Here is a 13,552-nt window from a genome sequence, read left to right on the forward strand (position 1 = left end):
CGTTTGGGAGCCGCTGATATTGTGCGTCACCGGTTGGTGCAGCAAATTGTGTCGGCTTACGAAAACAAGGATGGTGAGTCCGCCAACGACGAAGTGTCGTCCTCGACGCAATCCACTGGCAGGGACGAAGCCAAATCAAACGATCCGGGTGTTGCGGGCCAATGAGCGGTGCGAACAAAAGCGGGACGACCAAGGGCAAACAACGTGCGGGCAAAGAACGCATCGAATCGCTCGGGATCCCGAAGTCCAAATGGGCGACTTGGTGGGATCGGAAGGACAAAGCGGAATGGTCGCTGCGCGTCGGAATGACTCTGATCGCTGCGGTCACCATTCTGGTTCTGTGTTTCACTTGGAAACCAGCTTTCAGTTACCGAAGTGGTGCGATCCCGGCTCGCGATTTGATTTCCCGAGTTGATTTTCAGGTGGCTGACGCGATCGCCACCGGAGACTTGAAAGAACGTCGGCGTCGTGAAGTGATGACGCTGTACCGCAACTCACCCCAGCGACTCGAACAATTGCGAGCCGCGTTGAAGAACCGATTATTCTTGGTTTTGGGAGCCGCCAATTACGAACAACTTGGCAAAGAAGAGCGAGCGGCCCTGACAGAATTCTATGAAGGCAGCGAGACCGCGCCGGATGGCGAATCACCAGCGGAACGTTTCGCGTTGCTCAAGCGAGTTTTTAGCAAAGACAAGGAATTGGCAACGCTGGAAGCCGCTGTCGATTCCGCAATGTTGAAGCTTTACAAAAACGGCATCCTGCAAGCCCCGCAGCACCCGCCTGAAAAAGGCTCGCAGCGGATGATTCGCGTCTTCACGGGCGATCAAACCGACGAAGCCGTCCCGGTCGAGCTGTCCAAGGTGATCATTGCAGAAGCCGGAAGCCAATTGGTCAAAGAGCTCCGGGACCAATTTCGCTCGCGCTTTCCCGGTGACGAAGGCTTGATCGCTGCGGACATGATCGGCGATTGGTTGCGGACCCGGTTGCCGGAATTTGAAACCCTGAAATACGACGACGAGGCCAGCCAAAAGGTTCGCGATCAAGCAGCGGCGGCCGTCGAAGACGTGATGATGACGTTCTATGCCGGTCAGACCAAATTGGCCGACGCGGGAAAACCGCTGACCGGCCGCGAATTGGGGCTGCTCCGTAGTGAGTGGTCCAAGTTGGTGGAATCGATGCGTTGGGGCGACCGAATCGCCCGCGTTGCGGCTTACGCCGGGATGATCGCAGCACTGTACTTGCTCTGCGGTTCCTACATCTGGTTTGTCGATGACCGATCGCTGTTATTGGATCGCAATAAACTAGCCAAGCTGCTCGCGTTGATGGTGATCACGATCGTGTTGGCTTATCACGCCTCTCGAGATGCTTGGCGTGCGGAGTTGGTTCCACTGGTTTTGGCTTCGATCACTGCTGCCGTGATCTACGGACGCGAATTGGCGATCCTGCTGATGGCTTCGGTTTGTTTGTCGGTGATTTTGTTGCTCGGCGCCGACATTCCCAACTTGGTCACCGTGACTGCTGCCTGCACAACCTGCACTCTGTTGACGGGACGGATTCGTTCTCGCACCCACTTGGTCACGGTCGGTTTGATCTCGGCGACGATCACGATGTTCACGGTCATTGGTGTCGGAATCGTAACCGGGCAAACACTTTCCTCGGGTGCACCGGGTGGCAATCTGGAAGGCATGCTCAGCGGCGGATCACTGAACCACGTGATCAACGGGTTGGTCGCCGAAGCCGGTTGGGCAGGCGTTTGCATCTTGTTCTCGTCCTTGGCGATGACCGGGCTGCTGCCTTTGGTCGAAAAAGCGTTTGGGGTGCAGACGGACCTCAGTCTGTTGGAACTCGGAGATGCATCGCACCCCTTGCTACGGCGTTTGGCACAGCGTGCACCGGGGACGTACAACCACTCGATCAACGTGGCTTCCATTGCCGAAGCCGCTGCCGACGCAATCGGCGCAAACGGTTTGTTGGTTCGCGTGGGAGCCTATTTTCACGACATCGGCAAGATGTTCAAACCCGAGTACTTCATCGAGAACCAATCGGCGGGGATCAATCAGCACGATTCTTTGCAGCCCGCGATGAGCACCCTGGTCATCATCGCGCACGTCAAGGATGGTGCCGACCTGGCTCGCAATCACCATTTGCCCGAACCGATCATCGATTTCATTCTGCAGCACCACGGCACCACGCTGGTCGAATACTTCTATCGTGAAGCGGCGAAACGCAGCGAAGAAGATCCCAATCGCGAAGCGGTCAGCGACAAGGACTTCCGCTATCCGGGCCCAAAACCGCAAACTCTCGAAGCCGCTGTTTTGATGCTCGCCGACACGGTCGAAAGTGCGTCGCGAACCTTGGTCGATCCGACCCCAGCTCGGATTCAAGGCCTGGTCGACGCAATCGCGCAGAAGAAAGTCGCGGACGGACAGTTCGATGACTGCGGCATCACCTTTGCCCAGTTGCACCGCGTTCGCCAAAGTCTGGTGAAATCGTTGACTGCGATTTATCACGCCCGTGTGAAGTACCCAGGACAGCAATCGGCGTGATGGGACCATTGGAGACCAACCTGACGGTGGATGTCCTCATTGATGAGGAAGCGGAACCTGACTTAGCCGTGTGGTTTGGTTCCCTCGAATCGGCACGCGCGGACATCGCGAAAGCAGCGATTGCGGCGGCGGCGGTGGAAGGATGTGATTGTGGTTCGCTCGGTGTTCGAATCTGCGATGACGCGACGATTCATCCGATCAATCGCGAATTTTTGCAGCACGATTATCCGACCGATGTGATTAGTTTTCCTTATGAACTGACGCCTCCGAAAGTCGAAGGTGAGTTGGTTGCGAGCTTTGAAACTGCCATTGAAAATGCCAGCGAAGCCAGCAACCCATTGTCGCCTCACGAAGAGTTGTTGCTCTACGTTGTTCATGGAACGTTGCACATTGTCGGTCACGATGATCAGTCGCCGGCACCTCGCGCGGCGATGCGCCGAGCAGAAATTGCTGCGATGGAATGTCTGGGGATCGAATTGCCGCTGAGCAACGAAGAGGACTCATCATTCGAACCAGATGATTCGTTCGACGACGACGCAAGTGATTCTTCCGGTGGGACGTTGAGTGGAGGTGTCGCATGAGCGAACTTGCGGATTTGCACGCGATGCCGCTCGCTGCGGTTGGGTTTGTCCTCGGCAGTATCGGCGGTTTGGGAAGCGAATTGTTGGACCGGTTCGCTGGGCGTTCACTAGAAATTTATTGCCGGGTCAAAAAGAACCGGGATCGATTCGGCTCGGTGCTGGACCATCAAGACACGGTGATACGGGCGGGTGCGTATCTGCACGTCATCGGGTCGGTGATGTTCGTTCTGTTTGGTACCGTCGCCGTCATCAATCGAGTGGACGTGGATCTCAGCACGTTGTTGGTGTGGGGAATCGCGGCGGCCGGATTGACGATGTTGACACACACCTGGTTGCCCAACGCGGTGACTCGATTCGCATCCGCTCCGCTGCTTTACCACACGTGGCCGTTCTGGCGTACGATGTCGTTCGTGATGCGTCCGCTTCATGCTCCAGGGGAGTTGCTCGAGATCATTTCACGCCGGTTGGCTGGGGTGGAGGAAACTGAAGACGAGGACGAAGAACAACTCGAAGACGAAATCCGAACGATCGTCGCAGCGGGAACTCGGGAGGGTTTCTTCGCACCGGGGGTTCGCGAAATGATTCAAGGCGTGATGGAACTGCACGAAGACACGGTCGGGCACATCATGACTCCTCGCGTCGACGTCAATGCGATCGAAGTCACGGCGACGTGGGAAGAAGCCATCGCGTCAATCATTGAAACCGGACGAACTCGATACCCGGTTTACGAAGACACGATTGACAACGTGGTCGGTGTCCTGTTCGTGAAAGACTTGCTGCCCTATTTGGCTGGTGAGGGTTTGCCCAACAAGCCGTTGATTGATCTCTGCCGTCGCCCTTGGTCTGTGCCGAAAGATCGCAGCGTGGATTTGTTGCTGCGTGAATTTCTGCACAGCCGTTCTCACATGGCAATTGTTCTTGATGAGTTTCAACAAACGGCTGGCGTGGTGACCATCGAAGACGCGTTGGAAGAGATCGTCGGTGAGATTGTTGACGAGTCCGACGAAGAAGAAGAATTCGAAATGCGTGTGATCGACGACGACACCATCGATGTCGATGGTCGCGTCATGATTGACGATGTCAACGACTTGGTTCACTGGGACCTGCCTGAGAGCGATGACTATGAAACCGTCGCGGGGTGGGTGCTTCATCACACGGGAATGATTCCCAACACGGGACATCTGATTCGCGTCGCTCAGTGGGAAATCGAAGTCTTGCACGCCACCAATCGCAAAATTGAAAGCATGCGAATTCGTCGAACGAACGGCGAGACGCAACGTGTTGGCTAAACGGTCATCGCGATTTTCGCGTTCGAGCCCGTGAACTGAAATTCTTTCCTGACTCCAGCCCTCTTGTTATCTATGTGCGGTTTCACCGGTGGTCTTTGGCAACGCGACGATCAAGCGATCAGTGCTGATTTGCTGTCCCGGATGACGAACGAAATCGCGCATCGTGGCCCCGATGACTCGCAGACTTGGATGGACGCGGAACATCGTGATGCGACCGGGCGTCCGATGGGAGTTGGTTTGGGATTTCGGCGTTTGTCGATCATCGACGTCGACGGCGCACGCCAGCCATTGTCCAACGAAGACGGCCGGGTGCGGATGGTCTTCAATGGCGAGGTCTACAACTACGAATTGCTTCGCAAACGCTTGCAGGGTTCTGGGCACCATTTCGCAACCGATGGGGACGGGGAATCCATCGTCCATTTGTACGAAGACGTTGGAACGGATTGCTTTTCTTCGCTCAACGGAATGTTCGCAATCGCGATTTGGGATGCCAGACGCAATCGAATTGTGTTGGCACGCGACCGAATCGGGCAAAAGCCACTGTATTATTCGTACAAGAACGGACGATTGGTTTTCGCCAGTGAATTGAAGGCGTTGAGGTTAGTGCCTGGTGTCTGCGAAGAGGTGGACCCAAATGCGATCGATGAGTTTCTGACGTACCAGTACATCCCCCATCCTGGCACGATCTTCAAGGGCGTTCATAAGCTTCCGCCGGGACACTTTGCTGTCTTGGATGAACGCGGGCTCCGAGTGGAGCGGTATTGGAACTTCGATCCTTCGATGGAACGCCCCATCGGATCGCAGGAAGCGATTGAAAAAGTTCGCGATTTGCTTTCTGACTCGGTGCGGCTGCGAATGCGCAGTGATGTGCCGCTGGGATCGTTCTTGTCCGGCGGGATCGATTCGTCGTTGATCACAGCCTTGGCAGGCGACCATACCGACACGGCGCTGCGAACTTTCAGCATCGGGTTTCCTGTGGCTGAGTTCGATGAGACTCGCTATGCGGCGCAAGTGGCCGACCATCTGCAAACCGATCACACGCGATTTGAGGTTCAACCCAGCGGCATCGACATCCTTGAAAAGCTGGTGTGGCACTACGATGAGCCCTATGGCGATTCATCGGCGGTGCCGACTTGGTATCTGTCCAAGCTGACACGAGAAAGCGTCAAGGTGGCTTTGTCGGGGGACGGTGGCGATGAGTTGTTTGCGGGGTACGAACGGTATCGTGCACTTTGGATGAGCCAGAAAATTGCTCGTTTGTTCCCGTTGAACCGGATTCCTGGAATTGGTTTGGTTCAGAAGCTTCCTGATTCGAATCGTCGGCGTTCTGTCGTTCGGCGAGCCAAGCGATTCTTGGAAGCGATCGACCAACCCGTTGTCCGTCGGTACCTGAATTGGCTGCAGATCTTCCCTGAATCAATGAGGGCGTCGATGTACAACGATGACTTCATCGAAAGGCTGCCCGGACACGACCCGGTGGATTTTTTGGAAGCCGTTTGGGCTCGCAGTGAAGGCCGAGACGTTGTCACGCGAGCGTCGACGTCGGACATCCTTTCGTACTTACCATGTGACTTGTGCACGAAAGTCGACATCGCGTCGATGGCTCACGGATTGGAAGTCCGCCAGCCAATGCTTGACCACCGCTTTGTCGAACTGGCGGCTTCTTTGCCCGTTCAACACAAGTTTCGTGGGCGTCGCGGGAAATTGATTTTGCAAGATGCGTTTGGCGATCGCATTCCAGCGTCGATCTTCACCCGCCCCAAAATGGGCTTTGGGATTCCGATCGGGCAATGGTTTCGCGAGGATTTCAAGCCTTTGGTGCACGATACGATGTTGGCGCAGGACGCTCGGATCAACCAATTCTTCCGTCCCGAGGCCATTGCGGCATTGGTTCGCTCGCATGAAATCGGAGAACAGAACCATGGCTATCGGCTGTGGAATTTGCTCGTCCTGGAAACCTGGATGCGACAACTGTAGTGGTGAATCGTGTCCCCCCTCAAGACGCGAAGAAGATACATTTCTCTTTCGGTTGACCTGATATTATGCGGTCTTTGCTGATCGATGCCGATGCAGCATCGCGTTCCCGCGAACTTGATTGAGAATCAGATGAGACGATGTTTGTCTTGGGTGCTTGCTTGTTGCGTGCTCGTTTGTGGCAGCCACGCCACCTCCGAAGATTTTTTTCTGACCATTGGCGGGGGCTATTCGCCCTCGGGAAACCAAGCGTCCCTTGAGAACAACGTGTTGTTTGCTCAGCGTGCTTTGGGGGAACAAGGAGTCCTGGGAGAGCATAACGACATCTATTTCTCAGACGGTGATGCGGTCGGGAAAGATTTGCAAGTGATGGATCCGAGTTCGGTTCCGAAGGCAAATCGGTTGATGGCGGAATTCTTCGGTAGTAGAAACGATCTGGGGTTATCGTACCGAAACCACAAAATTCCCAATGTGAAGGGCAGCACCGAGCCTGAAAACATTCGCAACTGGTTTCGCGACGTTGGCAAAACCATGCAATCGGGAGACCGGTTGTATGTTTATGTCACCGCTCACGGAAATCGAAGCAACGATCGGCAGGCTCCCTATGACACCACCATTGCAACGTGGAACAACAGTTCCATTCGAATGAAAGAATTCGTGGGGATGCTGGACGGATTGCCAGAAGGAGTGGAGGTGATTGCGATCATGGTCCAATGCCATGCAGGTGGATTTGCTCGTTTCATCTTTGAGGAAGGCGATCCGGACAAAGGGATTTCCAAGCAACGCCGGGCGGGTTTCTTCGCCACGGTGCACGATCGTCCCGCGTCGGGTTGCACTCCCGAGGTGGATGAAAAGAGCTATGTGGAATACAGCACCTATTTCTGGGCCGCCCTCTCCGGTCGCAACCGATCAGGACGACTGATTGAGCGTCCAGATTATGACGGGAACGGAGTCGTGTCATTTGACGAAGCTCACGCCTACACGGTGATCACAGCCGACACGATTGATTTGCCCGTGCTGAGCTCTGGCGAATTCCTCAGTGTTCATAGCTACTTCGACGAAGACAATCCGGATCTGCTGCGCAACGATGAGTCATATGAATTGATCCTCGATCTCGCGACTCCGTCTCAACGTGCAACCTTGGAAGCCTTGTCCGATGAACTGAATTTGTCTGGTGATGAACGTATCAACGACGCTTGGAAAACCACTCAGTCGGATCGCGCCCGCAACTCGACCCGCCGCCGACGTCGGGCCGCTCCCGAGGATGGGCTGCGACGCCGGATCACTCGAGATCTGGAACGCAAGTGGCCGGAACTTGCGAATGTTCTCAATCCCGTTGCGGTTGAATTGTTGACCAGTCGCCAAGACGAGTTCATTGAAGCGGTGGAAAACCATCCGGACTACCCACGTTTTCGCGAACTGACCGAGGCGACTGAAACTGACGAAGCGAAAACGAAGGTGAAGTACGAACGGTTCGTGCGAATCGCCGACAACGTCGCCTTGGCGGAGAACCTTCGGCGACTTGGGAATGAAAAGCTGGTTGCCCAGTACGAAGCCATCGTGGCTGCGGAGCGTGGCACACTGAAACCGATCAAGTCGATCCAAGAGCAACGGCTTTGATCAAACACGCGTCGGTGTGGTGTCCATTTGGACGCGATCTCGGCGACGACGTCGCCGCTGAAATGCCACACCGACTCCAACGCTGGCGATCAGAGCTAGCGAACTTGGCTCCGGAACCGCGGTGACAGTTGCCAAGTTGTCCAACGCAAAGTAGCCCGGCGTGTTCATCCCATACGCTCCAACATCGCTGGATGACAAATTGAAGTGCAAGCTTCGGGCGTCGGACATGGACGTCAAATCGATCGTCAGCCAATCATCCAGGATGTAGTCATCCAGCGAGTTCGCGAATCGATAATCCGCGAGAAAGACGTCGATCGTGGTGTCAAGAATCTGGTTGTTCGCATCGACTCCAAATATGGATAATTGGAGGAAGTCAGGATCACTTCCGGACGTTCCACCAAACTGCTTTGCGATCGAGTCGCCGTTTTGCATCGAAAGTGCTGCGTATGTTGTGTTGGTTACATCGACGCTGAACGCGTCCTCGCCCTCTGGCAGATAGATGCTCGGCAAGGCCGTCAGCGTGTCGACACTGGACGGAGTTGAATTGGAGTACCCAAACGCCACGGCGTAGTTGTCCGAAAGATCAGAACCTGAACCCGCGTAGGCGCTGAACTGGTTAGTGTATCCACCGGTCGTCGTGTCGGTGTGATTGGAAACGGCGAAGCCTCTCCAACTGCCATACAGATCGTTGTAGCGGTTTGAGAAATCAACGCCATCGGCGGAGAAAACGCCAACATGGTCATTTCCACCATAAGAACCAGGAACAACGGACGCGTTGGCAACGGGACCGTTGAAGATACCCGACGGGCCCAGTGTTTGGCTCTCGAAATCAACGACGACATCTGCTTGAAGGCGACCGTAGCCGAGGATTGAAATCGCGAAGAAAACGATCGCGGCTATGGCTCGCGAAATGCCGGGTTGGATGCTGAGTGGATCGCGGACAGTGAAATGAAAAAATGGATTTGGCGAACGTAAAATCATGGTGACAACTTGCTAGACAATTCGCTTTGAAGCTTCTGTTGTCGGCGCATACTTTCTCTAGCGGACTCCGTGTTCGGCAGCAAAAACGACAAGCTGGAATACGGAGAACAACCAACGAAAACGTTGCGACGAAAACAACGTTGCGACGAAAACTCAGTTCAATAGCTGACGACGGATACCCAACGCATGAACCGCCGCTAGCTCAACAAATTTTGGCAACATCGGCGTCAAACGTTGCAACGTTTGCCTCAATCCAAGAAGGCACAAAACGTCTCGCGCGAGGTAGGTCTTCTGACTCACCACCCGTTTGTTCACTCACCGCCTTCTCACTCACGGATCACGTCGCAACGCAAACCGAGAACAATGGCTGATTAGAAAAAGTAAACAATGAGATCGCCTTTCGTTGATCTCCGGTGGCACACAGCGGCCGGACCGTCCCGGAATTTCACCGGTGTTCCCTGTTCACTGGTTGGTATGAAACCAAACCAGTCACCTCGAACGGCGGCGATTCTAACCACGGCAAACTCGGTGTCAACACATTTTGAATCGGCTTATGATTCGCCTCCCAATCGATCGGGGGTGGCACGGCAGTTGCCTTTGAAGATGCTTCCATTCAAACGCCAGTTGCTTTCTGGGTCACACCATCAACTTCTAATTCATCACACGAGGATCCGATGCCCTGGGAAAAGTCATTCGAAAAGGCGGAGGTGGTTGAACAGTCGATGCAGGTCTTTTGGGAAAAGGGCTACGCCGCCACATCGATCTCCGACATCACTCACGCGACCGGTGTTCAACGCAGCAGTCTGTACAACGCTTTTGAAGGGAAGCATGAATTGTTCATCGAGTCTCTGTTGCGATACGACCAGTCCACGCGGCGAAAGCTGTTGAACCGGCTCAACGATTCGGATGACCCCAAGAACGCGATTTTGTCGTTCTTCGATTGGGTCCTGAAGGATTCGCAGAACGATTCGATCAAGCGGGGGTGCTTTCTGGTCAATACCGCTTTGGACTATGAGCAGCACGACGAACAGGTCCAAAAAACAGTCGCTGCCGCGTTCAAAGAAATCGCGTCCTTCTTTCAAACCTCGATCCAGCGAGGGCAGGATCAGGGATCGATTCCAGCATCGGTGAATCCTCGTTCCACGGCCAAAGCTCTGGTCGCGTTGTTGGTCGGGATTCGGGTACTGGGCCGAGGCGTGTTCGGCAAAAACTCGCTTCAGCAAATCGCTCAACAAGCCAATCAAATGCTTTCTTAAAGGTCGAGCCTATGTTAAATCTTTCCATTCGTTTCGGTGTTCCCGTTTTCGTTTCGCTTGCTTGCATGATGAGCCTTCCGGCGCAAGGAACTCAGAGTGACTTGTCGAACGTCTCTCCCACCGGCAGCGCCGGGCATTCGAGTCAGGATTCTCCCGTGTTCGTTTCCAATGTGTCCCGTCCCAAAGTGATCGTTTTCGATGTCAACGAGACGTTGCTCGACTTGGCTCCTTTGAAGTCTTCGGTTGGCAAGGCATTGAACGGACGTGAGGATTTGTTACCGCTGTGGTTCTCGACGATGCTGCACTATTCGTTGGTTGAGACTCTATCCGGTGAGTATCACGATTTTGGCGAAATTGGCACCGCCGCATTGATGATGGTTGCTCAGCGTGAGGGAATCGTACTGGATCGGGAAACGGCAAAAGCCGCGATTGTCACGCCGTTGCGTTCTTTGCCGGCCCATACGGATGTTCGAGAAGGGTTGCAGCGTCTCTCGGAACAGGGATATCGATTGGTCAGTTTGACCAACTCGTCAAAGGTGGGCGTCGAAACTCAGTTGGAAAATGCAGGGCTCACCGATCTGTTCGAAAAACGGTACAGCATCGACCAAATCCAAAAGTACAAACCCCATGGGGACACTTATCGAATGGTCTTGGACGACTTGGGTGTCCAGGCAAGTGAAGTCTTGATGGTTGCTGCCCATGCGTGGGACTTGGCCGGCGCAAAGAATGTCGGTTTGCAGACAGCTTTTGTGAAGCGTCCAGGGGCCTCGCTGTACCCCAATGTGCAACGACCAGATTTGGTCGTCGCCGACTTGCACCAATTGGCAGAAGAAATGAGCCAAGCGACGGACTGAGAAAGGTGTCGTTCGCCACCGGTCGACATTGAAACGCATTCTTGGGATGGTTCAGTGAATGTCCTAGGACGGGCCGTCCATCTGAAGCGCGGGCCATGATCTCCAGAGGGCGATGGCGGACATGGCGTTCACGCACAGACTGATTGCAAGGTAGCCCCAGGATTGATAGAGCAGGTAGCCGGTGCTGAACAGCGCCGAGTAAACCAAGAACGTAGACGCCATCATCGCTTTCAAGCCTGAGGTGATCGAATCGGCCGTGTCGACGTGGACGCCACTTTCCGCCAATTCGTTTCGAATTGTTTTCCAGCCGGCGCCACCGGGCCGGATCTTGCAATAGAACTTTTGCAGCGTTTCGCGATCGGTCGGTGGCGTGATGATGGTGATCAGCATCCACGAGAGTGTCGTGATCACGACTCCGGTTAAAAGCTGTTGCCAAGAGTTGAGCTCGGGCAAATCTGTCGATCCATATCCGAACTTGAAGAACAACGCGACGGCTAGAGACACTACCATGCCCGTGATTTCAGTGAATGCATTGATCCGCCACCAGAACCACCGCAAGATGTAAATCAAGCCGGTGCCCGCACCGATTTGCAGGATGATGCTGAAGCTTTCCATGGCGCTTTCCAACGACAGTGCGACAGCGCCGGCGACGAGCATCAACCCAACCGTGGACCAACGTCCCGTCGCGACCAAGCTTTTTTCAGTTGCGTCGGGATTGATGAAACGGTGGTAGAAATCATGGGCGATGTACGACGCTCCCCAGTTCAAGTGGGTGGAAATGGTTGACATGAAGGCCGCAATCAAACTCGCGATCACGATGCCCAGCAATCCACTCGGCAGGTAAGTCAACATCGCGGGGTAAGCGAGGTCGTCTTGTACGAATTGAGGGTCGATGTTCGGGAAAGCGGCTTGGATACTTTCCACGCTTGGGTAAACGACAATCGAGGCGAGTCCCACGATGATCCACGGCCAAGGACGCAGGGCATAGTGAGCGACTTGAAACAGCAGCGTGGCTAGAGTCGCGTCCTTTTCGCTGCGAGCGCCCAACATACGCTGCGCGACATAACCGCCTCCGCCAGGTTCTGCGCCCGGGTACCAGCCGCTCCACCACTGCACGGCTAGCGGAATGATGATCAACGGAATCAACGCATCCATGTCGCTGAAATCAGGCAGCAACGCGGTCTTGGATCGAACCTCTTCGTGTTGAAGCAAGTTGGAGATGCCGCCCACTTCCGGCAAATTGCAAACCACATAAGCCGCCGCGATGGAACCAAACATGGCGACCACAAATTGAAAGCAATCCGTCAGGATCACGCCGCGCAGGCCACCTAGCAAGGTGTAAACAACAGTGACCGATCCCGTGACCAAGACGACTTGAAGGGGAGTGGCACCGATCAACACGCCACCCAGTTTGATCCCCGCCAGAATGACGCTGGCCATGACCAAACAATTGAAAATGACACCCAAGTAGATCGCGCGAAAACCACGCAGAAACCCTGCCGTTTTGCCACTGTATCGGAGTTCATAAAACTCCAGGTCGGTCGAGACGCCGCTGCGTTTCCATAACCGTGCATAGACAAACACGGTCAGCAGACCTGTCAGCAGAAACGCCCACCATACCCAGTTGCCGCTGACTCCGTCGCGACGAACGATGCCGGTGACCAGGTTCGGAGTGTCGGCTGCGAAGGTAGTCGCAACCATCGAGATTCCCAGCATCCACCAACTCATTTGCCCGCCGGCAAGGAAGTACTCTGAAAAGCTTTTGCCCGCCCTGCGACTGGCGTAAAGTCCAATGGATGTTGTGATGACAAAGAACGCGATGATGATCGCGTAATCGATAGTTGAGAGTGCCATGTCCCTGCACAGTTGGATGATGTCTTGGGGCGGTTCGAAACCGTCTCGGTGATTCGGCCGCGCTGAATCTGCGCGGTGGGTTGCGATTTCGACCGCGTTGTTCAAAGGTAACCGACAAGGCCAAAGTCTTTTGCCGTTGGAAATCGGCCTGCGTCATTCCTGGTCTTTTCGGGGCAAAGCATGCAGGTCAGGATGATCGGTCAAAATCATGGAAGCAGCCTTGGCGTTCACCCCGGTTGTACGGGGGAACGGCGGCGATTGCCATCATCCTTCAAATGCCGAATGGCTCCTGCAAACTCGCTCGCCAGCTCAAAAGACCTGCACTTCGATGATCTTCGAGAAGGAATTGAAAACATAACCCTTGTTGCCATGCGTGCGTATGCGGACGTAACGGGCTTCACGCGGCGCAAAACGGTGTTCGGCGGGATTCGTGGGGACTTCGGGTTTCTCCATTCTCGTCGCCACCTCTTCAAAGTCGGCTCCGTTGCTCGACGTTTCGACGCTGTACTTTTCGAACGATCCCGCAATGCTGTAAGCGTGAACTTTGACCTTCTCAACCGTTTGAACACTGCCGAGGTCAATGGTCAGCAAAATTGG

Annotated in this window: 10 protein-coding genes and 1 riboswitch; of the genes, 7 read left to right on the forward strand and 3 right to left on the reverse strand. The window is 54.7% G+C overall.

Annotation, left to right across the window (positions count from 1 at the left end):
- The first annotated feature begins 161 nt into the window (after window positions 1-161).
- From ACF8AM_RS19215 to ACF8AM_RS19235, 5 genes are all read left to right on the forward strand, one after another.
- A complete protein-coding gene (locus ACF8AM_RS19215) occupies window positions 162-2,546 on the forward strand; it encodes an HD family phosphohydrolase (RefSeq protein ID WP_392557203.1) in 2,385 nt (794 codons plus the stop codon).
- Entirely contained in the window at window positions 2,546-3,127 is a 582-nt protein-coding gene (ybeY, locus tag ACF8AM_RS19220) for an rRNA maturation RNase YbeY (protein ID WP_392557204.1), read from the forward strand. The genes ACF8AM_RS19215 and ybeY overlap by 1 nt, the downstream gene beginning before the upstream one ends.
- Entirely contained in the window at window positions 3,124-4,416 is a 1,293-nt protein-coding gene (locus tag ACF8AM_RS19225; RefSeq protein ID WP_392557205.1) for a hemolysin family protein, read from the forward strand. The genes ybeY and ACF8AM_RS19225 overlap by 4 nt, the downstream gene beginning before the upstream one ends.
- A gap of 72 nt (window positions 4,417-4,488) precedes the next feature.
- Window positions 4,489-6,393 carry an asparagine synthase (glutamine-hydrolyzing) gene (asnB, locus tag ACF8AM_RS19230; protein ID WP_392557211.1) on the forward strand — a complete coding sequence of 635 codons (1,905 nt, stop codon included), beginning with the start codon at window positions 4,489-4,491 and terminating at the stop codon, window positions 6,391-6,393.
- 129 nt (window positions 6,394-6,522) lie between these two features.
- On the forward strand, window positions 6,523-8,010 hold the full coding sequence (locus ACF8AM_RS19235; protein WP_392557206.1) for a hypothetical protein: 1,488 nt from the start codon (window positions 6,523-6,525) through the stop codon (window positions 8,008-8,010).
- Here ACF8AM_RS19235 and ACF8AM_RS19240 read toward each other — a convergent pair whose 3' ends face one another.
- On the reverse strand, window positions 8,011-8,991 hold the full coding sequence (locus ACF8AM_RS19240; protein WP_392557207.1) for a DUF4465 domain-containing protein: 981 nt from the start codon (window positions 8,989-8,991) through the stop codon (window positions 8,011-8,013).
- 263 nt (window positions 8,992-9,254) lie between these two features.
- Window positions 9,255-9,503, reverse strand: a riboswitch (cobalamin riboswitch).
- Window positions 9,504-9,665: 162 nt separating this feature from the next.
- Here ACF8AM_RS19240 and ACF8AM_RS19245 point away from each other — a divergent pair.
- The gene (locus ACF8AM_RS19245) at window positions 9,666-10,247 is read left to right on the forward strand and encodes a TetR/AcrR family transcriptional regulator (RefSeq protein WP_392557208.1); all 582 of its coding nucleotides are present in this window, start codon (window positions 9,666-9,668) and stop codon (window positions 10,245-10,247) included.
- Window positions 10,248-10,312: 65 nt separating this feature from the next.
- Window positions 10,313-11,101: a haloacid dehalogenase type II gene (locus tag ACF8AM_RS19250; protein WP_392557212.1), complete on the forward strand. Its 789-nt coding sequence runs from the start codon at window positions 10,313-10,315 to the stop codon at window positions 11,099-11,101.
- Window positions 11,102-11,164: 63 nt separating this feature from the next.
- On the opposite strand, the gene ACF8AM_RS19255 is transcribed toward ACF8AM_RS19250, so the two are convergent.
- Window positions 11,165-12,955: a sodium:solute symporter family protein gene (locus ACF8AM_RS19255; protein WP_392557209.1), complete on the reverse strand. Its 1,791-nt coding sequence runs from the start codon at window positions 12,953-12,955 to the stop codon at window positions 11,165-11,167.
- A 309-nt stretch (window positions 12,956-13,264) separates the two neighbouring features.
- The coding region (locus ACF8AM_RS19260; RefSeq protein WP_392557210.1) for a discoidin domain-containing protein at window positions 13,265-13,552 on the reverse strand (288 nt) is incomplete at its 5' end.

The organism is Rhodopirellula sp. JB055 (genome assembly GCF_043100905.1).
Taxonomy (GTDB): Bacteria; Planctomycetota; Planctomycetia; order Pirellulales; family Pirellulaceae; genus Rhodopirellula.

Excerpts from the sequence above, each read along its gene's own strand:
- ACF8AM_RS19240 (WP_392557207.1), bottom strand. The coding sequence starts at position 8,991 with ATGATTTTACGTTCGCCAAATCCATTTTTTCATTTCACTGTCCGCGAT.
- ybeY (WP_392557204.1), top strand. The coding sequence starts at position 2,546 with ATGGGACCATTGGAGACCAACCTGACGGTGGATGTCCTCATTGATGAG.
- ACF8AM_RS19225 (WP_392557205.1), top strand. The coding sequence starts at position 3,124 with ATGAGCGAACTTGCGGATTTGCACGCGATGCCGCTCGCTGCGGTTGGG.
- ACF8AM_RS19245 (WP_392557208.1), top strand. The coding sequence starts at position 9,666 with ATGCCCTGGGAAAAGTCATTCGAAAAGGCGGAGGTGGTTGAACAGTCG.
- ACF8AM_RS19235 (WP_392557206.1), top strand. The coding sequence starts at position 6,523 with ATGAGACGATGTTTGTCTTGGGTGCTTGCTTGTTGCGTGCTCGTTTGT.
- asnB (WP_392557211.1), top strand. The coding sequence starts at position 4,489 with ATGTGCGGTTTCACCGGTGGTCTTTGGCAACGCGACGATCAAGCGATC.
- ACF8AM_RS19215 (WP_392557203.1), top strand. The coding sequence starts at position 162 with ATGAGCGGTGCGAACAAAAGCGGGACGACCAAGGGCAAACAACGTGCG.
- ACF8AM_RS19255 (WP_392557209.1), bottom strand. The coding sequence starts at position 12,955 with ATGGCACTCTCAACTATCGATTACGCGATCATCATCGCGTTCTTTGTC.
- ACF8AM_RS19250 (WP_392557212.1), top strand. The coding sequence starts at position 10,313 with ATGATGAGCCTTCCGGCGCAAGGAACTCAGAGTGACTTGTCGAACGTC.